Below are 20,352 nucleotides of genomic sequence, written 5' to 3'. Positions count from 1 at the left end.
AGATGTCGGCTAGTTGGCTCGGCCATGTGCACAACGACTTCAAGAGCTCCGGGCCATCGTGGGCGAGCTCGTCCGCGAGCTGAAGGTCCACGGATCGGTCGGAAAGCGCTGCTCTGGGCGTTCTCCGTTCGACCATCCGATGCCCCACCGCGCTTGTCGCGGGAGCATCGAGACCCGACTGGGCAACGCACTCGCCGAAGGCGCGTGGATCAACTGGGACACTTCATCGCGCTCCTCGACGAGAGCGCTCGTCCTCACCCTGCCGCTGTTCGAGCACACCGGGCCCGAAGGGGTCAGCGAGTACGCCGCGTTCTACGGACTCGCACCGCCAACGTCGCCTCCCAACCACGGCGAGAGCCCAAGCCCTGCTGGAACCGATCTGGCCCGGCCGGTGCGTCGAGAAGTAACTGCCCGACGCGCCGCTATGGGTGGCGACCAGGCCGAGCACGCCGCCGAGGGCAGATCCCCCCACGCCCGCCGATACCGTGGTCGCGGTCCGGCGCGTTCCTGCCGTAACGGTTGGCTCCGGTCCGACGATCCAGCGGCGGGAAGGGGACAGCGATGCTCAGGGTGGCGGCAACCTGCGTCGGGACGCGGGCGCTCGGGCCGGGCGTGCGGTCGGTCGTGTGGGTGCAGGGCTGTCCGTTCCGCTGCCGGGGGTGCGTCGCGCCGGAGTGGATACCGGAGGAGGGCGGTCGGTCGGTCGCGGTCGCCGATCTCGCCGACGAGGTGCTGGCCGACCCCGATGTCGACGGCCTCACGCTGAGCGGCGGGGAGCCGATGGCGCAGGCGGCGGCGTTGGCCGAGCTGGTCGGGGTCGTGCGGGCGCGGCGGGACGTGTCCGTTGTGTGCTTCACCGGGTACACCCTCGGCCGCCTGCGTCGCATGCCGGACGCGGCGGCGCTTTTGTCCGAAGTGGACGTGCTGATCGACGGCCAGTACGTGGAGCGGCTCAACGACGGCGTGGGGATGCGCGGAAGCGCGAACCAGACCGTGCATCACCTGACCGGGCGGCTGGCCGGCTTCGACTTCGCGGGCGCGCCGCGGTCCGTGGAGATCCGGGTGGGCGAGCGGGACGTCACACTGGTGGGGGTTCCGCCGAAGGGGCTGCTCGGGGTGCTGGATCGGGCGCTTGGTAGCTGACGAGCAGGAGGGCGATCTTGCGGGCGCTGACGACGGCCGCCGTGGTGCGCACGAGTTCGGCGCTGTTCGCAGCGCCCGCCGGACGGTACTGGATGGGGGCGGCGAGCACGAGGTCACGGTCACCGGTCTCGGCGACATCGGTGTTGTAGGACGCCAGCCAACCGGCCACATAGGACCCGTCGTCCAAGGTGCAGGCCACGTGCACCCGCCGCCTGGGGGCTTCCTGCAGCACCAGCCACCACGCCGACGCCCGCGACTCGTGCGGCCGCGGATCGGGCCTGCCCAGCATCCGCCCGACGGTCCGCGCCCCGACGAGCGCGCCCGCGGCTATCGCGAGCACCAGCGCGCCCACAGACCACCAGGTGACGAGGAGATAGGACTCGCGCCAGTACGCGCCCGGCTCCCGCACCAGCCTTCCGACATCAGGCGTCACCGACGGCCAGACCGCCCGCACGACCCCGAAGACGACGAGCACCGCGAGATCGAGCGCCAGGCTGACGAACACCAGTTGCGCGGTTTCCCGAACCGCCGATACCGCCCGCTGCGGCGAGATACGCTGCCGGGCGAGGACGAACGCGAGGCCAGGTGCCAGACCGGCCACGAAGATGACCAGACCCACCAGCGTCGACGGCATCACCTGATTGTGTCATACTCACCGCTCGTTGATCACCGGAGTGCGGATGACCACCCAGCCGGACAGACAGCCCAGCACCCCCAAACGCCGCCGCGTTCGCGGACACAAAACCACGGTGACGGTGAAACTCCCGGTCTTCACCGAACCTCCCGAACCGCCCCCGGTCGACGTCCCTCCCCCACCGGAGCCCCGAACCCGTGACCACTCCCCACCCCAGTTATCCACAACCAACGAGTAACAACCCCCCACCCACCTCCGATGCCGCTCGTTCGGGTGGGGGCCGGGAGCGTCAGTTGCGCGCGGAGCGCGACATGTATGTGTTCCAGGGAACTGTCGAGAACTTCAGGGTCGACAACAGGGCGAATGGTGAGCGGTCCTCAGCGGAGGCCGACCCGCTGCGGGTTTTCTTTGTCGGGGCCAGTCCGTTCGATATCGACCTTGACCGGATTCGGGCGGATCGGGAGTTTCGGGCCATCGAGCGGGTTGCGCGGCCGGGGCGGCTCGTGGTGGCGAACCGGCCTGCCGCTGGGGTTGACGACCTCTCCGACCTGCTGCGCGAGCGGCATGACGTGTTGCACCTGTCCTGTCATATGCGGGGTGCGGAGTTCCTGTTCGAGGACGCGGAGGGCGAGACGCACGCGGTGGCGGCCGATGCGGTGGCCCAGCGGCTGCGGACCTACCGTGATCACGGGGGCCTCGGCCTGGACGGGATCGTCCTCTCCTGTTGTGGGAGCGCCGAGGTGGCTGAGCTGTTCGCCGGGCTGGCGGCGACGGTCGTCGCGTGGCGGGGGGATCTTGACGATGACTGCGCGATCGCGTTCGCGGGCTGCTTCTACCGCGCACTCATCAGCGAGCCGCGGCCCGCGCTGGGGTCGGCCGCGCGGATCGCCTCCGTGGAGGCCGGGGGGCTTGACCGGCACTGTCGCGAGATTGGAAACCAATTGGTGGTGCTGGGGGTGTAACAAACCCCTTGGCACCGATGACGTCATGGGTACCTGGGGCATGGCAGCGAGGGGTTGGCGTTCGTGAGTGGCCGCAAGCGCATCTACGTCGATGAGGGCGAGTGGAACCGCCTGCGCCGCGACGCCGGGAAGCTCGCGGAGATGAGACGCGACGTTCCCCGGCTGATCGAGCGCGTGCGCGAACAGACGCAGCGGGACATCGACCGGTCCATGGACGAGGTGCGCACTCGGCAGAACGCTTTTGAGCAGGCCGTTTCCGGGCTGAGCGAGAACACCCGGCGCATCGAGCAGGAGACGGCGCGGCGGTTGCGGGCGACCGCGGACACGCTTCGCGCCGAACTGGACAGGCAGGGCGTCAAGACCGAGAAGGTGCTGAGCGCCCAGCGTCGGGAACTGCGGGCGGCCATCGACGCCGAGCGCGGCGACCGGGTCCGGCGGATGGCCGAACTCGACGGCCGGATCACCGCCCTGCGCGCCGACCAGGACCGGGCCGCCGAACTGGCCCGCGCCTTCGTCGCCGACGCCGAGATCCTGTGCGAGCAGGTGCGGGCGCTGCCGCACGAGCGCTACCTGCCCGGCAGGCTCGGCCCGCTGGAGGCGCGGCTGGCGACGGCGCGCGGAAACGACAGCGCCGGGATCGGCGCGTACGGGCTCAGCGGCGCCCAGGAGCTGTGCCAGTCCCTCGGCGAGCTGCGCATGGAACTGGAGCAGCTGGACCAGGAGTGGCGGACCTGCCGCGCGGCCGCCGAGCGCGAGTTGCTCGGCGTCCGAGAGCTGATCGCGCAGAACACCACTGTGGAGCTGAACCTGCCGGACGCCGAGGCGCCCGATGTCGACCACTGGTCGCGCGGCGCGCTGTCGCGACTGGCAGGCGAGGTGGACGCGCTGCTCGCCCAGGTGCGCGCCGATGACCAGGCGATGACCACCGAGGCGCTCATGCGGGTGGTCAGCACCGCGGCGCCGGATTTCGAGCAGCGGCTGGAGTCGGTGGTCAGCCAGGCCGTCACCGCCATGCACGCCTCGCAGCTGCGCACCAACCTGGCCGAGCTTATCGCCGACGCGCTCGACGAGCACCACCACTACGAGGTCGCCGAGGCGGGCTTCAGCGGCGAGGACCAGCGCGCGGCGTTCCTGGCCAAGACCGTCCACCACGCCAGCGGCAGCGAGATCGTCATCGAGGTGGAGCCGGGCCCGGCCGACGCCCCGCCGACGGTGCGGCTGCACAACTTCGACGCCGACAACGCCGCGGAGTCCGAACGCGCCGCCCGCACCCGGTCCATCCGGGACAGCGTGCTCGCCGAGAGCGGCATCGAGCTGTCGGCCGAAGAGGACGCCGCCCGCCCCGACGAGACCAAACGCGACGTGCGGGCGCTGGTGACCGAAACCAGAACGCGCACCGCGCGCGCCTCCGCCGACCGGACCACCGAGTCCTGACGGGGGCGAGATGATCGCGGACACCGGCCGGGTGACCGGCCGTCGCTTCCCGACGCCCTTAGCTGTCCCGGAACGGTTGACCGGCGCGCGGGCTCCGGTCCCCGGCGAGCCATTGTGGATTGTGCACGGGCCCGGCGTCGAGGACCACGTCGTCGGCGCCGACCTGCGGGTCCGCCCCGCCGAGGAACTGGTGTGGGCGACCCTGCGCGCGGCGGGCTTCGAGCGCGTGGTGTTCAGCGCCTACCGGAATCCGGTGTACTTCCGCGACGAGCACTCGCGCGGACTGACCCGAAGCACCGCGTCCGCCCCGGCCCGCCCGCGCACCATGCGCCGGTTCTCCGGTCCGCTCGGCAAGCGGATGGTCGTCGACGCGCCGCGCCCCGAACCGGCGCGGCGGCCCGCGGCGTCGGACCCGCAGCGGGTGCAGATGATCAGCGCGCTCATGGAGCAGGACTCGGTGCGCACCGCGGTCGTGGTGCCCAACGCCGAGACGCTGCTGGAGAACCTGCAGGCGGACATGCGCCGCGCGGTCGCGGAGATGATGGGCCGCTGGCACACCGGGCAGGTCGGCGCGGGCAACGTGTGCGTGCTGATGTTCACCGAGCCCGACTTCACCAGGATCGTCGACTTCGTCGGCGGCCAGCGCTACCTGCCCCAACTGCGCACCAGGTTCGCGGGCTGGGGCGCGGCCGGGCCGGTGACCGCGCTCGGGCTCCCCGACGAGGACGAACTCGGCAGGCTCGTGCAGGTCGCGCGCCTCAAGCACGGCATGGCCATCGCGGACTGGACCGCGCTCCCCTACCTCCAGCGGTTGATGGCAGCGCAGGAGTACTCGGTCCGGCGGTGGGAAGCGCACCTCAGGGCGCTCGGCGAGCAGCCGCTGTCGGTCGCGGCGCTGCGCGAGCGCGGGCTCATCCGGGTGGACGTGCCCGACAGCGGCGACCTCTGGCAGCGGTTGGACGATCTGGTCGGGCTCGGTCCGGTCAAGGAGTTCCTCGCCGCGCACCGGCACACCGTCGAGGCCGACGCGGTGCTGCGCGAACTCGGCGGCGCCGACCCGGAGCCGCCGTCGCTGCACCTCGCCCTGATCGGCAACCCGGGCACCGGCAAGACCACGGTGGCGCACCTGATCGGCGGACTCTACCGCGACCTCGGGCTGCTGCGGCGCGGCCACGTGGTGGAGGCGTCCATCGAGCAGCTCGTCTCCCCGAACGTGGGCGAGACCGCGCGGCTCACCGCGGCGACGATCCGCAGCGCGCTGGACGGCGTGCTGTTCATCGACGAGGTGTACCGGCTCAGCGACCAGGCCGACGGGCACGGCGGGGAGTCGATCAACGTGCTGCTCGAGGAGATGGAACGCAACCGCGACCGGCTGGCCGTGGTGATCGCCGCCTACCCCCGCCACGTCGACGCGTTCCTGGCGATCAATCCCGGCCTGCCCAGCCGGTTCCCGCAGGGCAACCGAATCCACTTCCCCGACTACACCCCGGACGAGCTGTACGCGATCGTCCGGAAGCGGCTCGCCAAGCTGCCCTGCGCGCCGGACCTGGAGGCCGCCCTCCGGACGATCACCGCGACGCTCTACCGCACCCGCGACGAGGACTTCGGCAACGGCCGGGTCATGCGCGAGCTGGCCAACGGCGTGCAGCGGCAGTGGGCGCGGCGGACGAAACCCACCCGCGGAGGCGGGCCCATCGAGCAGGCGACCGCGGCGGACGTGCCGGAGGAGTTCCGCAGGCACCTGGTCGCCACCGCCCCACTGCCCGAAGTCCTCGCCGAACTCGACCAGCTCGTCGGGCTGCGCGCGGTGAAGGACGCCATCCGCGAGATCGCCGCCGTCCTGGAGCTGCGCCAGGAGCAACCGCACCGGCGGTCGACGGTGGTGGCCCCGCACATGCTGTTCGTCGGCTCGCCCGGCACGGGCAAGACGACCGTGGCGAAGCTGATGGGCCGGGTGTTCGCCGCGCTCGGCCTGCTGGTCAAGGGGCACGTGGTGCCGGTGACCCGGGCCGACCTGGTGGCCGGGTTCGTCGGCCAGACCGCGGGCCGGACCAGGGCGAAGGCGCTGGAGGCGCTCGACGGGGTGCTGCTGGTCGACGAGGCCTACGACCTGGTCAAGGAGGGCAACGACTTCGGCGGGGAGGCCATCACCGAGCTGCTCACGATCATGGAGGAGTACCGCGGCAGGCTCGTGGTGGTCGCCGCGGGCTACCCCGGCCCGATGGAGGCGTTCCTGCGCGCGAACGACGGCCTACGGTCGCGGTTCGCGCAGCGGCTGGTGTTCGAGGACTACACAGCCCCCGAGCTGCGGCTGATCTTCGAGCGGCTGGCCGAGACCGAGGGCTACCAGCTCGCGCCCACCGCGTCGGCGAAGGCGGCGCGCTGGCTGGAGGCCGAACGGGAGCGCGCGCTCGCGGGCGGCTACGGCTTCGGCAACGGCCGCGCCGTGCGCGAGCTGTTCGGGGTCGTCGAGCGCCACGTGGCCGTCCGGGTGACGAGCCTGCCGCGCGCCGAGCGCGCCGCGCACGCCACCACGATCACCCCCGCCGACGTGCCCGACCCGAAGGCCGGCCGATGACCAGCGCGCCCGTCCTCTGCCCGGTGTGCCGCAGCGGCGGCCCCGACGCCGCGACCTGCGCGCGCTGCGGCTGGCGGCTCAGCGACGGCCCGTGGGTGGGTGAGCTGACCGACGCCCACCGCGCCGCCTTCGCCGACCGCCTCGCCGCCGCGCGCCGCGCGCACGACCTCGCCGCGGCGGCCCGCGCCGCGGGCTTCCCCGACCACGGCGACGACGCGGTCCTCGCGCGGCTGGCCGAGATCGTGCGCGACGGGCCGCCGAGCGCGGCCGAGCTGGCCGCCGCCCGCCGCGCCGCGGTCGCCGGACCCGGCATCGAGCCGCTGACCGGGGCACTGGAGCGCGCCCTCGCCCGGTTGGTTGCTGCGGACCACGCGGTCCTGACCCTGGTGGACGTGGCCTCGGACGGCATCGGCGTGGCCCACCTCGGCGTCAACCACCTCGGCGTGCCCCTCCCGCTGGAGCCGGTGCGCCGCTTCCCGTGGGACGAGGTGCTGCCCTGGCTGCCCGCCGACCCCGACGAGCGGCTCCTCGTCCTCGCAGGCGGCGTCGGCCGGGGCGGAACCGACCCGCCGACGGCCGATCGGGTCGTCGCCGCCCCCCGGCACCTCCCGGTTGAAACCGCGGGCCGCCAGAACGAGGTGCTTGTGCTGCACCGGCTCGGCGGCTGGCCCGTGCCCGACCAGCTGCTGCGGTACCACCCGTCGGTCCGGCAGATCGGGGTCGACGAGCCCCGCCTTGACGACCGCGCGATCCGCGAGCTGCCCGCGATCGCGCCGCTGCGCCACGGGTACTCGCTGGTGGCTGCGGTCGTGGACCAGCGGGGGGTGCCCCGGCCGGTGCTGTGCCCGCTGTTCCCCGCGGGGGCACGGGCTATCGAGCGGCCCCGCGCCACCGTCACCGTGACCGCGCCAGACCAGCCCGACGAGTCGTTGACGATCGCCGTCGTCGCCGGGCCTGCCCGCGCGTACGCGGGCCAGTGCGCGCCCGTGGCCGTGCTGCGCTGCGACCTCGCGCGCGGCGCCGAGCACACCCTGCAGTTCCAGCTCCACGGTGCGGGTCAGGTGCGGCTGATCTCCCCGCCGGGCGTCGACGACGAGTCCGCCCGCGCGAGCTGGCCGGAGCCCATCGATGAGCTGCCGCCGCACTACCAGCCGTACTCCGCGGCCGTGGACCTGGTGTTCGCCATCGAGATCGGCGGCACCGAGCGCGAGGTCGGCAGACGCCGCGACCTGGCCGTCGGGATCGTCGACGCGCTGCGGGCCCGCCACCCGGCCCCGGACACCGTGCGCGTCGGCGTGATCGGCTACCGCGACCACCTCGGGCACAAGCCGCACTCGGTGGTCGACGCCGCCGACTTCGCCTCCATCGATACCGCCCGGTCGACGCTGGTCGAACTCCGGGAGCGACCGAAGGTCGAGCCCTACGCCGCCCCCGTCGAGGACGCCCTGCACGCGGCCGCGCTGCTGCGCTGGCGCGCGCTGTCGCGGCGGCTCGTCGTCATCGGCGACCGGCCTCCGCACCCGTCCGAGGACGGCGGCGTCGCCCGGTGCCCGAACCACCGGCAGTGGAGCGCGGAGGTGACCAGGCTGACCGGCAGGGACGTCCACCGGATCGTCGTCTGGGACCGCCATCCGATCCGGGCCAGGCAGAACCAGCACAGCAAGCACGCCGAGTCGACGTGGAACGCCATCGCCCGGCCGCGCAGGCCGAGGCAGCTGTCCGAAGTCGACGCGGACTCGATCGTCGACGAGGCGCGGCTGCTCGGCAGGCCGCCCGCACCGCCCCTGCGCTTCCCGCTCATCGCGGGGGGGAAACCACTGGAGGAGTTGTCATGACCGGACCGACCCGCCCGGGGCCAGTCAACCCGACGCAACTGCGGATCGGCCTGTGGGGCCCGCCCGGCAGCGGGAAGACGACGTTCCTGGCCGCGCTCAAGATCGCCACCATGCGGCACGGCGTCGACACGCCGAGCTGGATCATGCACGGCTCCGACGACGCCGCCACCCGGTTCCTCCAGGACACCACCTACGCGCTGACCACCGCCAAGACCTTCCCGGTCGCGACCACCAACGCCGACAGCATGGTGTTCCGCTTCACCGGGGAGCGCCGGTCCGCGTCCCGCAAGTGGTACGGGAAGAAGGTCCCCGAAAGCCACACGATCGCCTTCGACCTCGACGTGCTCGACGTCCCCGGCGGCACGTACGGCCGGTCGGGCACCGCGCCCGCCACCACCGACGACGAGGACGACGGCTTCACCCTCGGCAACGAGCCGACCGGTTTCGAGCCGCGCGGCAACGACCCGGACGAGATGGAGGACCGGCTGCTGGACCACCTGCAGGACTGCCACGGCATCGTCTACCTGTTCGACCCCGAGCGGGACGCGCACGAGGGCGACGCTTTCCGCTACTTCCACCCAGTGCTGGAGAAGCTCACCCGGCGGGTGATGGAGCAGGACCACGGCAAGCCCAAGCTGCCCCACCACGTGGCGGTCTGCGTCACCAAGTTCGACAAGCCCGACATCTACAAGAAGGCCCGGGTGCGTGGCTACACCGTCTTCGACAACGAACGGCCCTACCTGCCCCGGGTGGACAACGAGCGCGCAGGCGACTTCTTCCGCATGCTGTGCGAGGACCCGCAGACCAACACCGACATGGTCGAGCGCGGCCTGCGCCAGTACTTCAGCACGCTGAACTACTTCGTCACCTCGTCGATCGGGTTCTACGTCGCCGACAACCGGTTCCGCTCGCACGACTGCCTCAACGTCGAGCGGGTCGGCCCGGAGCACACCGACTTCAAGATCAAGGGCCGGGTGTACCCGATCAACGTCCTCGAACCGCTGCTGTGGCTCTACAACAGCCTCACCAAGGCGGAATGATGGACTCGATCGACATCGGGTGGGCACTGGTCGGCAAGAAGCCCGGCCTGTACGAGGAGTACTCCGTCATCGCGGCCAGCGCGGGACCGTTCTCGCCCCGTCAGTTCGAGAAGATCGTCTCGTCGTCGACCCCGGGCAACCCACCCCCACCGCATGAGAACGGCCCGTCGGCGCTGCCCTGGGTCTGGTTCGACCACCCCCAGATCCGCGGCGTGACCTACGTCGGCATCGCGATCCGCGAGTGGTCCCCGCACTTCGACGCCACGAACCGACCGATCGTGTTCACCAGGTACTTCTGCGTCTCGCTGGACGACATGCTCGCCGCAGGTGTGTCCTATGCGGACTTCTACGAGACGGTGCGCGAGGAAACCGTCGAATGGGAGTGCGCCGACCCGCTCAGCCAGCCGACCCGCACCCTCCCGGTCCGCCGCGGCGGCAAGCCTGCCGCACTCGCCACGGAGAGCGCGGTCGCGGCGGCGGCGCGACTACTCGAAGGCGCGGTCGTCCTGCTCAACGGGCCGGGCGAGATGACGGAACGGCTGAACCTGCTCGACGCGGTGGCCCGCATGCTGCCCGCGGGCGCCAAGGCGTGGCTGTTCACGGGCACCTGGTCGGACAACACCAGCCTCAACCTGTCCTTCGGCCGCCGTGCCCGCGACGGTGATGTGGCCCTTGACCTGCGTACCGGTCACCTGGACCGGTCGCACGCCGGGGACCCGTCGCCGTACGAGCGCGCCCTGCTGCAGTTGATCAAACGCAAGGGCGAGCCCCAGGTCACCGAGCACCTGGCCAGGCAGACCGACCTCCGCACCCGCGATCCGTGGGCGGCTGAGGCGATCCTCCAGGACCTCGATCTCCTCAAGGTGGCCGTCGAGGCCGCGCGGGCGGGCACGCTGAAGCCGGAGATGCTCCGGAAGCTGCACAAGTCCGGCGACCTGGACTTTGTCGACGCGTTCGCACGTCGGCAACTCCTGGAGCAGTACCTGGCCGTTGCCACGCCCGCGGACGTCATTCGCGACGCCGCCCTGCTGCGCGCGCACTGGGTCGCCAAACTCGCGCCCCGGCTCGAGGAGTTCGCGCGCAGGCAGCAGAAGGCGGCGCGATGGACCGAGGAGGAGATCGTCGGGGTCGCCGAGGTCGCGCGGCGCCTCGGCCTGGCCGAGCAGGTCATGCGCGCCGTGGTCGGCATGGACACCCCCGAGCGGGCCGAGGTCGTGCTGGCGGTCGACATCCTCGGCAGGCGCCCCGAGTGGCTCCCGGTCCTGGGGTCCGTCGTCGCTGACGCGAAGGTCACGGCCGTCGGGTTGGCCGCACGGCTCGCCAAGCACGACGGTGGGCTCGATGGGGAGCTGGCCGCCCACCTCGACCGAGCGGGCGAGAACACGGTGTGGCAGCGAGTGGCGGGTCCCTACCGCAAGGCACTGACCGGCCCCCAGGGGATGTTCACCAACCGGGATGTGGCGCAGCTGGGCCATGTCGACGAGGCCCCGGTGTTCGACCTGGTCGCGGTCGTCCACGAAGCCCGCCCGGAACGGATCGGCGAGGTGCTGGACGCGGTCCTGGTGTGGCTGCGCGACCGGATCGACCAAGGTCTCCCGCACAGGTGGACGGATCTCTCGTCCCTGCTTTCCGAACGTCACCTTCCCGCTGCCGACTTGCTGCGGTACTGCACCGGATTGCCGCCTCTTGTCCCGCTGTCGAGAGGCCGCGACTATCGACGCGCGCTGGCCGAGTGCGCCCTGTCGGACGGGATACTGCGGGCCACGCGGATCAGGTTCATCGATGCCGTCGCCGGGGAACTGGGCACCGGGTGGAGCGAGCAGATCGAGTTCGACGAGGTCCTTCTGTTCTTCCAGTGGGTCGCAGGCATCGGCGGGCGGGAGCAGATCGTGTCGCGCCCGCTCGTGGACACGATCGCAGGCGAGATCCTCACCAACCGGGCGCTCCTCGACTCGCCCGCCGTCCAGCTCTGGCAGGAGTACCTCGCCAACCACCAGGAGATGCGGCGGCTGTTCGAGGAAAGACGGGCAGGCATCCGCCGTGCGGTGGACGTGCCGTGGATCGCGAACGAGATCCCCAAGTGGGGAAGTTCGAGCAGCGAAGCCCTGCGGAGGTTCCTCGCCAAGCAGAAGATCCCGCCGGACGCCTGGGGTGCGATCCTGGTCGAGGTGATGGCGGGTCAGGTCGCGAACCGGGTGGCCCAGCCGCACGAGCTCGTCGCGCGGCTCGTCAACGCGTTGCTCGACCACGGCTTCGGCAGCGGCCCTCCCGAGGCTGTCGCCAGGCCGGTCGCTTTCGACTCGGCGGTTCAGCTCGACCTGGCGGCGTTCGTGCTGCTGAGAACGCACCCGCACATCCGCCTCGAAGACGGAGCCACGGACCTGGCCAGGAAGCTGCGCGCTGTCCAGGAGACGCTGGGGGAAGTCGCCAAGAGCCTCGAGAAGAAGGAACCGGGGCTGATCAAGAAGGCGATCAACACCGTCATACGGTCTTCCGACGGCGAGCGGCGTGAGGGCAGGGATGAGTGAGGTCGTGGCCGCCCTGGGGCTCGACATCGGGTCCGTCCGCACCAAGGCTGCGACGGCCGGTCGGACTGGGCTATGGCATCAGCCGTCGCTGGTGGTGGACACCGGGCGGGGATTGTGGTTCGGGTCGGCGGCGTTGACCACGGCGCCCGGCGCGACGTCGTACGACCGGTTGCTTGGAGCATTCGCAGACTCGCCTGAGTCCGGGTTGCCTGGGCGGATGCTGGGCGAGTACCTGCGGTGGCTGCTGGGTTCGCGGAACGTGGCCTTGTCGCAGGCACGGGTTGTCGTGGCGGCGCCCGACCGGTGGATGGCCGGAGACGGGGACACCTGGCCGTCGGCGGTCGGGGCGGAGGGGGCCGCCTTGGCCGAGCTGGTGGCCCGGCTGGCCGGGGTGGAGTCGGTGCGGGTGGTGCCGGGGTCGCAGTGTGTCGCCGCGGGTGTCTTGCCCGACGACGGGGCGCTGCTGGTGTGTGATGTCGGAGCGCGCACGGTGACGGCGGCGGTGTACGCGTGCGAGTCGGGGGCGACGCGGTTGCTGGATGTCGAGTACGCCGACACCGCGGCCAGCGGCCTGCCCGCCCGGCTGGCCGAGGCGTCCCGGGCCGGGGCGAGTGCGGGCGATCCCCTGCGGTGGGCGGCTTTGGAGAACGAGCGGTGTGTGCGCGCCGACCGGGCGCGGATCGTGCTCGCGCAGGCCGCGGTGCGCGAGCGGTATCGCGCGACGCCGGTCTGTCTGCCGGGCAGGCACGGCGGCGCGATCACCGCCGACGTGCTGGTCGACGCCCTCGACGCCCTGGCGGAGCTGGTCGGGACCGTGGTGGGGCGGCTGGTGGCGCGGTGCGCCGAGCCGCTGCTGCCGGACATCGTGGTCACCGGGGGCAACGCGCTCGGTCCCGTCCCGGCCGCCGCGCTGGCCGCGGCCTGCGGCCGGGCGAGTTCGGCGCGGGTCGTCCCGCCGACCGCCGCCGCATCCGGCGCCCTGCTCATCGCCACCGGCCGGGCGCGGGCCCTCGACGGCTTCCCGCACGAGCTGGGCCTGGCGATCCGGCGGGTGCGGTGCGGACTGCTGGAGTCGGCCGTGCTGCCGGTGGGCGAGTCCAGCACGCCGGACACCGAGATCACCGTGCCGGACGACCACACCGGCCCGCTGCCGGTACGGGTCCGGCTCAACCGCGAGGGCGACTGGCGGCCCGCCGAGGCCGTCACGCCCGTCGACGTGCGGCCCGGCCGCTACCGCGTCTGCGCCATGGGCCGCCGCGCCGGGCTGGGCGCGCTGCTGCTGCGCCCGGAGAACGGCGCGGACATCGTCTACCCGCTGGGCCTGCGCGCCCCCGAGCCCGCCAGGAGCGCACCGTGACCGACGAACCGCGCGCGGTCCTGCTGGCCGCGGCCACCGAGGGCGACGACGCCCTGGCCGCGCTCACCGTGCTGCGCCACGCCATGGCGTGGGCGTCGACCGCGATCGGCACAGCCGTCAGCCCGCCGCCCGGCGACACCGAGGCCCTGGAGCTGGTGATCGCCCTCGACGACGCCCTGACCGAGGCCGACGCCCTCGTCGACGGCGTGCCCGCCCTGGTCGACGCGGCCGTCGCGGGCGTCGCCGTCGCGGACCATTTGGACACTCAGGCGCGGCGCCTGGCCGAGTTGGCCGACCGGGTCGCGGTGGCCCGCCGCGAGCGCGACGCGCTGTCCGCCGTGTCCGCCGAGTTGACTGCCTGTGGGGCCGAGCACGAGCGCATCGAGGCCGAACTGGCCAACCTGCGCAGGCTGCGGCGGCTGGCCGACGCCCTGCCGGACATCCGCGCCGAGCGCGACCGCCTCGCCGCGCGTGTCAGGGAGCTGACGAGCGAGACCGCCGACGCCGAGAAGGCGTTGGCCGACACCGCCGAAACGGCAGTGCGGCTGTCCGAGCAGCAACTCGCCGACCTGGACACGCGTGCCCGGGAACTGCTGGAAAAGCTGCGCGGCACCGAGACCGCGTGGGCCGAACTCCGCGAGCGGATGGCCGACGACGACGCGAGACTCCGCGCCAAGGACGCCGAGTACGCCAAGCTCCGCGCCGAGCGCGCAGACCAGGTGGCCGCTCTGCGCGCCCACGCGGCCATCGACGCCGATCTGGCCGAGCGGCTGTCCTCGGCCACCGAGGGCAGCCTGCCCGACCGCGTGCGCACCATGCTCAGCGACGCCCAGATGATGATCGACGAGGTCGACGCCGCGCTGGGTGACACCCTTGCCCGCTATGACCGCTTCGTCGAGGACCACTCCAAGGTGCTGCCATGGCGCGACCAGTCCTGATCACCCGCGCGCTAGCCGCCGTCCTCGCCGTCTGGACGCTGGCGCCCGCGCCCGCGCTGGCCGACGAGCCCGCGCAGGTCGGCATCGACGAGATCTACCACGAGGTGGGGGTCGCCGACACCCCGACCGACTACGTCGTGCTTGTCGACACGTCCCGCTCGATGGCCGAGGACGGCCGCTACAGCGGCGTCCGGTCGGGGCTGCGGGGGTTCTTCGCCGGGCTCGACGCGGCCGACCGGGTCACGCTGATCACCTTCGCCGAGGTGCCCACCATCGTCTACACCGGACCCCGGCCGGGCCCGGCCGTCATCGCCCGGATGCCCGCGACGCCCGAGGGGAACGCCACCGACATCGGTGCAGCGCTCGACCGCGCACTCGCCGTCCTGGAAGGCGGCGACACCGGGGCGCACGGCGCGGTAGTCCTGCTCACCGACGGCGAGCACGCGCCACTGGCAGGCAGCCGGTTCGCGAGCAGCACGGCGTGGCCCGCGCTCGCCGAGCGCGGGCGGGCGCTAGGTGAGCGCGTCTCCGGGTACGCGATCCCGCTCGCGGGCGGCGAGAACGGCGCCGAGCTGCTGACGGGCACCGTGCCCGGGACCGTCACCCTCGCGCTGGCCAACCCGAGCGAGGTGGTGGACCTGCTGGACAGGCTTGACGAGCGCGTGCGCAGGACCGAACTCGGCCGCCTGGTGGCAGGCGATGTCAACGGCACGGTCGCCGCGACGTGGAGCGCGTTCCCCGACGGCGGGGACCTGGCCTCGTCCGTGCGGGTCACCCTGACCCTGCGCACCACCACGTCCGTACTCCCCCTCTGGGTGAGCGGCCTGCGCGGCGAACTGGTCGGCGTGGGCGGGACAGTCACCGGACTGCCCGAGGAGATCCTCCTTCCCCCGGGCGAGGCCCAGCACATCGACGTGGTGGTGCGCTCGACCGAGGCCGCCGGGCTCCGGCTCGGCGAGCGCACGACCGAGGTCCCCACCCGGTTGCGGCTCGCCGGGGTCGTCAGCTCGCCGTGGACCACCGCCATCGAGTCCGAACTGGACATCGACTTCGCCCTGCGCGACCTCGACTCCACCGCCGCGTGGCCCTCGGTGTGGACGACGGGGCTCAGCTGGACGTGGATCGTGTTCATCGGAGTCCTGCTGCTCGGCGTGCTGATCACCGGGCTCGTCACCTGGGAGCTGCGCAATCCCCAGCTTCGCGGCCACCTGCTCGCCCAGTCCGCCGACGGCGGCGCGCAGCGGATCGCCCTCGAGGGCTCCCGGCGCGTGCGCTTCGCCCGACCGGCCAGCCTGAGCGATCCGAGCGTCAGCGGCGAGTTCGTCGTGCGCGGCACCCGCGACGGCGGGGCGCTGGTCACCTACTTCCCGGCCAGGGGACAGCCGGGCCAGCCCCGAAAACTACCGCCCGACGTCGACGTCGACGTTTACGGAATCCTCATCCGGCACCTTCGGCCCTGACCGCCACGGCCCGGCGGCTCGCCGTCGTCAGCGGATGACCGCAGCCGAGCCTGGTCGTCCTGATCCGCAGGGCGGCGGCGAGTTCCCTGGCGGCCGTGGCGTGGTCACCTCGGGTACGCGCCAAGACGCCGATGCGGTAGCGGGTGGCGGCGACGTCCGGATGGTGGGGGCCGAGGCGGCGTACCTGCGCGTCGAGGACATCGTGCAGTTCGTTGCCGCCGCCGTCCTCGGTGGTCGAGCGCAAAGCCGCGTAGTGGGCCCGTGCTGTCAGGGTCAGCGGGTGGGCGGAGCCGAGCAGGCCGGTGAGGTCGGCCATGGCCTGGCGGTGGAGCCCGGCCGCCGAGCGGAGCCCGCCGGTGGCTTCGACAGCGGTGGCGAGCAGGTGCCGCACCAGCGCCTTCTCCCGGTCCGGGAAGGCCGAGCCGCGCGTGCGGGCCACGAGCGTCGCGTCGAGGTCGTTCACCGCCTCGGTAGCGCGGCCCCGGTTGATCAGCCGTTCCCCCCGGGCGCGGCGCAGGCGCAGGGCCAGGTCGTGGTCGGCGCCGAAGCCGCGCACGATCCGCTCGTGCAGGCGCTCCACAGCGGCCAGCGGTTCCGGTCCGCCGTCGTCGGGGCGGAGCAGTTCCAGGTCGACGAGGTCGCGGGCGGCGAGGCCCTCGGTCCGCGCGCGAGCGGCGACCACCGCCGTCAACTGGGCGTAGGCGGCGCGGGGAAAGCCCTGGTCGGCCAGGGCGATGGCGTGGAGGCGCCTGGCGTCGAGGGAGTCGAGGGTGGCCAGTTCGGCGCACAGAGCGTCGTCCTCAGCCCGGGTGGCGCAGGTTTCGCGGCGCAGTGCCAACAGTTCGGCGCGGGACCAGTCGCCCGAGGGGATGGCGGCGGCGATGGCGCCGCGTTCCCATCGCAGCAGGCCCAGCCAGCGGCGAGCTCCCAGCGCGGCGAGTGCGCGCTCCGCGTCGTCCAGTCTGCCGTCGCGCCAGTCGGTCAGCGCCCTGCTCAGGTCATCGGTGCCCGACGGCTCGGGCCCGAGCGGCAGCTCGTCCCGAGTGGAGGGTTCCGCAGTCGCTTCGCCAGGAGTTTCGCCGTGGCCAGGGACGGCGGCCTCGTCCACCGGGACTTCGTCCACCGGGGCAGCTTCCACCGAAGTCGCTTCCGCAGGCGTCTCCACCGCAGCTGTCTCCATCGGGTCTTCGTCCACCGAAGCCGCGTCCACAGGGGTTGCCTTCCCAAGGGCTGCCTCCTCAAGCGCGCGGAGTTCGGCCGAGACGACGGTCAGGGCCTGCCGGGCGGATGCTGCCTTCTCGGGCTCGTCCATGCGCGTGAATGTCAGGTGCGCCACCTGCAGGTGCCGCTCGGCCTCGGCCAGCCTGCCGACGCCGTGGAGCAGTTCGCCCAGGCTGAGGCGGATGGCGGGCACGTCGTCATCCGGGTCGCCCAGCTCCTCGATTCCTTCCAGCGCCGCGCGGAGTTCGGTCTCGGCCTCGACCGCGCGGTCGGCGTCCTTCAGGACCTCGCCCAGGATCCACCGGACCACCAGCGCGTCGTACCCGGTGACGGCGGCCACCAGGTCCCGCAGTTCGCGTTCGGCCCGCGCCAGGTCGCGGTCCTCCCACAGCAGCAGGGCGAGCATCAGCCGGGCCGCCAGCACCCGCTCGCCGTCCGGTTCGGCGCGGTTGAGCGCGTCGATCAGCACCCGCAGTTCCGCGCGCGCCTCGGCGAAGCGACCCAAGGTGGCCAGCACCTGGACGTGGGTCGCGCGGGTCTGCAGGGTGTCGGGGTGGTCTGGGCCGTGCAGCTCCTCGAAGATCTCCAGGGACTCGCGCAGCAGCCGTTCGCTGTCCGCATGCCCGTGATTGAGGAAGGTGATGTTGGCCAGCGCCGCACGCACCGCCGCGGTCTGCGGGTGGCGCTCGCCCAGGTGCTGCTCCTGGACCCGCAGCAGGTCCCGCAGCTCGCGCTCGGCGGCGGGCTGGTCCTCCTCCGCGGCAACGAGCAGCTGGGCGTACACCAGCCGGGTGTTCAGCGTCGCGATATGCCCTTCGCCATAGACCGCGGTCTGGTGGGAGAGCACGTCGAGCACAGCCGCCTTCCCGGCGTCCCAATCGTGCACACAGCGCTGCATCGCCGCGGACAGCCGGATCGACAGCACCACCAGGTGGTCGTCGCCGACGGTCGTGGCCAGCGACGCGGCCAGCGCGGCGAGCCGCTCGTCGTCGACCCGGGCCGTGGCCTCGACGTCGGTCCCCTCCGGCGGATTCGCGGTGCGGAGGCTGATCAGCGCGGCCATGCCGAGCAGGGACAGCGGGTGCTCGGCATTGAGAGCGTCGCGCTGGATGCGCAGCATGCTGGTAAGCTGGTCCTCGGCCCCGGACTCGTCGCGCAGCTGGTGCAACGCGCCGATGAGCGTCACCCGCGCGCCCAGTGTCAAGGGACTGTCGGGGCCGTGCAGCCGTTCCTGCGCGCGCAGCACGGCCTGCAGATCCTCCCTGGCCTCCACCAGCCGCCGCCCGCCGCCGAGCCAGATCTCGGCGCGCAGCGTCCTGGTCACCAGCAGGTTCGGGTGGTCCGGCTCGTCGGGGTGCTGGGCGGTCTCGGCGGCGAACACGGCCTCGATCTCGGCCTCGGCGATGTCGTACTCCCCGACGATGCTCATGAGCTGCGCGTACCCGAACCGGGTCGCGATCACGTGGTCGGAGCCGATGCCCGCGTCGTGGTCGGCGAACAGGTCGGCGTAGACCTGCTCGGCCTCTGCGGGACGCCCGGTCGTGGCCAGCGCCAGCGCGTGCTGCTGCCGGGCGACGATCAGCATCGCCGAGTCCACGGGCAGCACCGCGCCCGCGTCCTCGATCAGCGCGCCCAGCTCGTCGCGGGCCGCCACGCCGCCCTCGGCGAAGCCCACCAGCGCCGAGACGAGCCGAGCGGTGAGCCGGACCCGCGCCTTCGGGTCCAGTTCCGCCGAGCGCCGCACCGTCAACTCGCTCATCTCGTGCGCGGCGTGCAGCGAGCCGATGGTGAGCAGGTGGAAGGCGCAGAGCGCACCGCCGTCGACCGCGAGATCCAGCCCGTCGCCGCGCAGTCCGCCGAGCACGGCCGCCTGCACGGCGGGCAGCGCGCGCCACCGCAGCCACTCGGCGGGTTCGGGCGTGGCCGGCAGGTGCGCGTGGAGCAGGTCGACCGCGGTGGCCCAGATCGCGTCCCGATGGGGACCGGCGTCACGGGCCGCGCCGACGACCTCGGTCAGCAGCGGGTGCAGCGTCAGGTGCGCGGCGCCGTCCACATCGACCTGGTCGACCAGCGCGACGGCGACCAGGTTCCGCAGCACCCGCGCCAGGTCCGGCGCCGAGATCTCGCCGACAGGGGTCTCGCGCAGCGCGGCGGCGTCATCGAGGAGGGCCACCGGGATCGGGTGGGGCGCCCCATAGCAGGAGAGCAGTTCGACCACAGGACGCGCTGCGGCCAGTCCCCTGCTCTCCAGCAGGCGCAGCGACAGCTCCCAGGTGAGCCGGATCGACAGCCGCGCCGACTCCTCGTCGGACAGCGTCGCGGGCCGCTGCTCCCCCACGTCCAACCACGCCAGGTCCGCGCTCACCGCGACCCGGTACTCGGCGAACGTGCGGTGCCGCGGCGGGTCGGCGGCCAGGTATTTGCCCGCCAGCCGCACGGCGAGCGCCAGGCCACCCAACTGCCCGACCAACTCCTCGGCTTCCTCGGGCGTGCCCGCGTCCGGCGCCAGGTCGAACAACACCCGTGCGCCCGCCACGCGCGGCAGGCAGTCGACCCGGTGCAGCACGGCCCCGCCACCCCAGGTCGACCGGTCGCCGCGGCGAGAGGTCACCACGACCAGGCCCGCCCGTCCCGGCCGCACCCAGCCCGTGCCGTCCACCTGGCCGCCCGACCGGCCGAGCAGCCCGGGCCGGTCGACATCGTCGACGTTGTCGAACACCAGCAACCACGGGCGATCGGCGCGCTCCAGCGTCTCCCACACCTGGTCAGGCCCGACTCCCATGCCGGACTGCGACAGGCCGGGGTCGCGCCGTTCGGCGACCGCGGGCATGGTCCGCGCCACGTCCCCGTCCGCCGCCCAGTACACGTCCCACCCGCGGCCCTTCGCCTGCGCGGTGAGCCACAGCGCGAGCGCGCTCTTGCCGCCACCCGCGATCCCGTGCAGGACAACGAGTCCCGGGTGGGTGTCGCGGTCGAGGAACCCGGCGAGTGCTTTCTTGATGTCGGCTCTGCCGTGCAGTCGCGGCAGCGGCACCAGCGGCGGCTCGACGGACACCGGCACCGCCGGGTTTCCCTTGGGCAGCGGGGCCGCGTCGCGGCGGGCCGCGGCATAGGCGTCCCGGAACGTGGGCCGCTGCTCACTTTCCCGGGTTCTGCGCTCGGTCACCACGGCTCCTCGCCTCGCGTTGCCTGTTACCGGTGAAGTCTGCGAAGGACGTTCCA

The 20,352-nt window shown here is 72.8% G+C and carries 12 protein-coding genes; 10 read left to right on the top strand and 2 right to left on the bottom strand.

Going from position 1 to position 20,352, the window contains the following annotated elements:
* The first annotated feature begins 561 nt into the window (after nucleotides 1-561).
* Nucleotides 562-1,143 (top strand): 4Fe-4S single cluster domain-containing protein, encoded by a 582-nt coding sequence (locus tag IEY98_RS28380; protein ID WP_189213736.1) that lies wholly within the window; start codon nucleotides 562-564, stop codon nucleotides 1,141-1,143.
* Here IEY98_RS28380 and IEY98_RS28375 read toward each other — a convergent pair.
* Entirely contained in the window at nucleotides 1,079-1,777 is a 699-nt protein-coding gene (locus tag IEY98_RS28375) for a DUF6338 family protein (RefSeq protein ID WP_189213735.1), read from the bottom strand. The two genes, IEY98_RS28380 and IEY98_RS28375, sit on opposite strands and share 65 nt — an antisense overlap.
* A gap of 293 nt (nucleotides 1,778-2,070) precedes the next feature.
* On the opposite strand from IEY98_RS28375, the gene IEY98_RS28370 reads away from it, so the two are divergent.
* The 9 genes from IEY98_RS28370 (at nucleotide 2,071) to IEY98_RS28330 (ending at nucleotide 15,909) form a co-directional block, all read left to right on the top strand.
* Entirely contained in the window at nucleotides 2,071-2,739 is a 669-nt protein-coding gene (locus tag IEY98_RS28370) for a CHAT domain-containing protein (protein ID WP_189213734.1), read from the top strand.
* Nucleotides 2,740-2,802: 63 nt separating this feature from the next.
* Nucleotides 2,803-4,173, top strand: coding sequence for a hypothetical protein (locus tag IEY98_RS28365; RefSeq protein WP_189213733.1), 1,371 nt, complete (start codon nucleotides 2,803-2,805; stop codon nucleotides 4,171-4,173).
* Nucleotides 4,174-4,183: 10 nt separating this feature from the next.
* Nucleotides 4,184-6,751, top strand: a complete 2,568-nt coding sequence (locus tag IEY98_RS28360; protein ID WP_189213732.1) for an AAA family ATPase — start codon at nucleotides 4,184-4,186, stop codon at nucleotides 6,749-6,751.
* Entirely contained in the window at nucleotides 6,748-8,586 is a 1,839-nt protein-coding gene (locus tag IEY98_RS28355; RefSeq protein ID WP_189213731.1) for an amino acid adenylation domain-containing protein, read from the top strand. Before IEY98_RS28360 ends, IEY98_RS28355 begins: the two co-directional genes overlap by 4 nt.
* The gene (locus IEY98_RS28350; protein ID WP_189213730.1) at nucleotides 8,583-9,626 is read left to right on the top strand and encodes a hypothetical protein; all 1,044 of its coding nucleotides are present in this window, start codon (nucleotides 8,583-8,585) and stop codon (nucleotides 9,624-9,626) included. Before IEY98_RS28355 ends, IEY98_RS28350 begins: the two co-directional genes overlap by 4 nt.
* Nucleotides 9,626-12,154, top strand: coding sequence for a hypothetical protein (locus tag IEY98_RS28345; RefSeq protein WP_189213729.1), 2,529 nt, complete (start codon nucleotides 9,626-9,628; stop codon nucleotides 12,152-12,154). Before IEY98_RS28350 ends, IEY98_RS28345 begins: the two co-directional genes overlap by 1 nt.
* Nucleotides 12,147-13,511: a hypothetical protein gene (locus IEY98_RS28340; RefSeq protein ID WP_189213728.1), complete on the top strand. Its 1,365-nt coding sequence runs from the start codon at nucleotides 12,147-12,149 to the stop codon at nucleotides 13,509-13,511. Before IEY98_RS28345 ends, IEY98_RS28340 begins: the two co-directional genes overlap by 8 nt.
* On the top strand, nucleotides 13,508-14,449 hold the full coding sequence (locus IEY98_RS28335) for a hypothetical protein (protein ID WP_189213727.1): 942 nt from the start codon (nucleotides 13,508-13,510) through the stop codon (nucleotides 14,447-14,449). Before IEY98_RS28340 ends, IEY98_RS28335 begins: the two co-directional genes overlap by 4 nt.
* Complete coding sequence (locus tag IEY98_RS28330; protein ID WP_189213726.1) at nucleotides 14,431-15,909, top strand: vWA domain-containing protein; 1,479 nt, start codon at nucleotides 14,431-14,433, stop codon at nucleotides 15,907-15,909. Before IEY98_RS28335 ends, IEY98_RS28330 begins: the two co-directional genes overlap by 19 nt.
* Here the strand turns inward: IEY98_RS28330 and IEY98_RS28325 are convergent.
* Complete coding sequence (locus tag IEY98_RS28325) at nucleotides 15,887-20,296, bottom strand: tetratricopeptide repeat protein (protein ID WP_189213725.1); 4,410 nt, start codon at nucleotides 20,294-20,296, stop codon at nucleotides 15,887-15,889. The genes IEY98_RS28330 and IEY98_RS28325 overlap by 23 nt on opposite strands.
* Nucleotides 20,297-20,352 lie beyond the last annotated feature (56 nt).

The sequence above is a fragment of the Actinokineospora fastidiosa genome, from assembly GCF_014648415.1.
Taxonomy (GTDB): domain Bacteria; phylum Actinomycetota; class Actinomycetes; order Mycobacteriales; family Pseudonocardiaceae; genus Actinokineospora; species Actinokineospora fastidiosa.
The sequence above is the reverse complement of the archived record's forward strand: the minus strand, read 5'-3'. Positions and strand labels throughout refer to the sequence as shown.

What these genes read in the sequence shown, in the direction of transcription:
- IEY98_RS28330 (WP_189213726.1), top strand. Translation starts at nt 14,431, where the DNA reads ATGGCGCGACCAGTCCTGATCACCCGCGCGCTAGCCGCCGTCCTCGCC.
- IEY98_RS28380 (WP_189213736.1), top strand. Translation starts at nt 562, where the DNA reads ATGCTCAGGGTGGCGGCAACCTGCGTCGGGACGCGGGCGCTCGGGCCG.
- IEY98_RS28355 (WP_189213731.1), top strand. Translation starts at nt 6,748, where the DNA reads ATGACCAGCGCGCCCGTCCTCTGCCCGGTGTGCCGCAGCGGCGGCCCC.
- IEY98_RS28345 (WP_189213729.1), top strand. Translation starts at nt 9,626, where the DNA reads ATGGACTCGATCGACATCGGGTGGGCACTGGTCGGCAAGAAGCCCGGC.
- IEY98_RS28360 (WP_189213732.1), top strand. Translation starts at nt 4,184, where the DNA reads ATGATCGCGGACACCGGCCGGGTGACCGGCCGTCGCTTCCCGACGCCC.
- IEY98_RS28375 (WP_189213735.1), bottom strand. Translation starts at nt 1,777, where the DNA reads ATGCCGTCGACGCTGGTGGGTCTGGTCATCTTCGTGGCCGGTCTGGCA.
- IEY98_RS28340 (WP_189213728.1), top strand. Translation starts at nt 12,147, where the DNA reads ATGAGTGAGGTCGTGGCCGCCCTGGGGCTCGACATCGGGTCCGTCCGC.
- IEY98_RS28350 (WP_189213730.1), top strand. Translation starts at nt 8,583, where the DNA reads ATGACCGGACCGACCCGCCCGGGGCCAGTCAACCCGACGCAACTGCGG.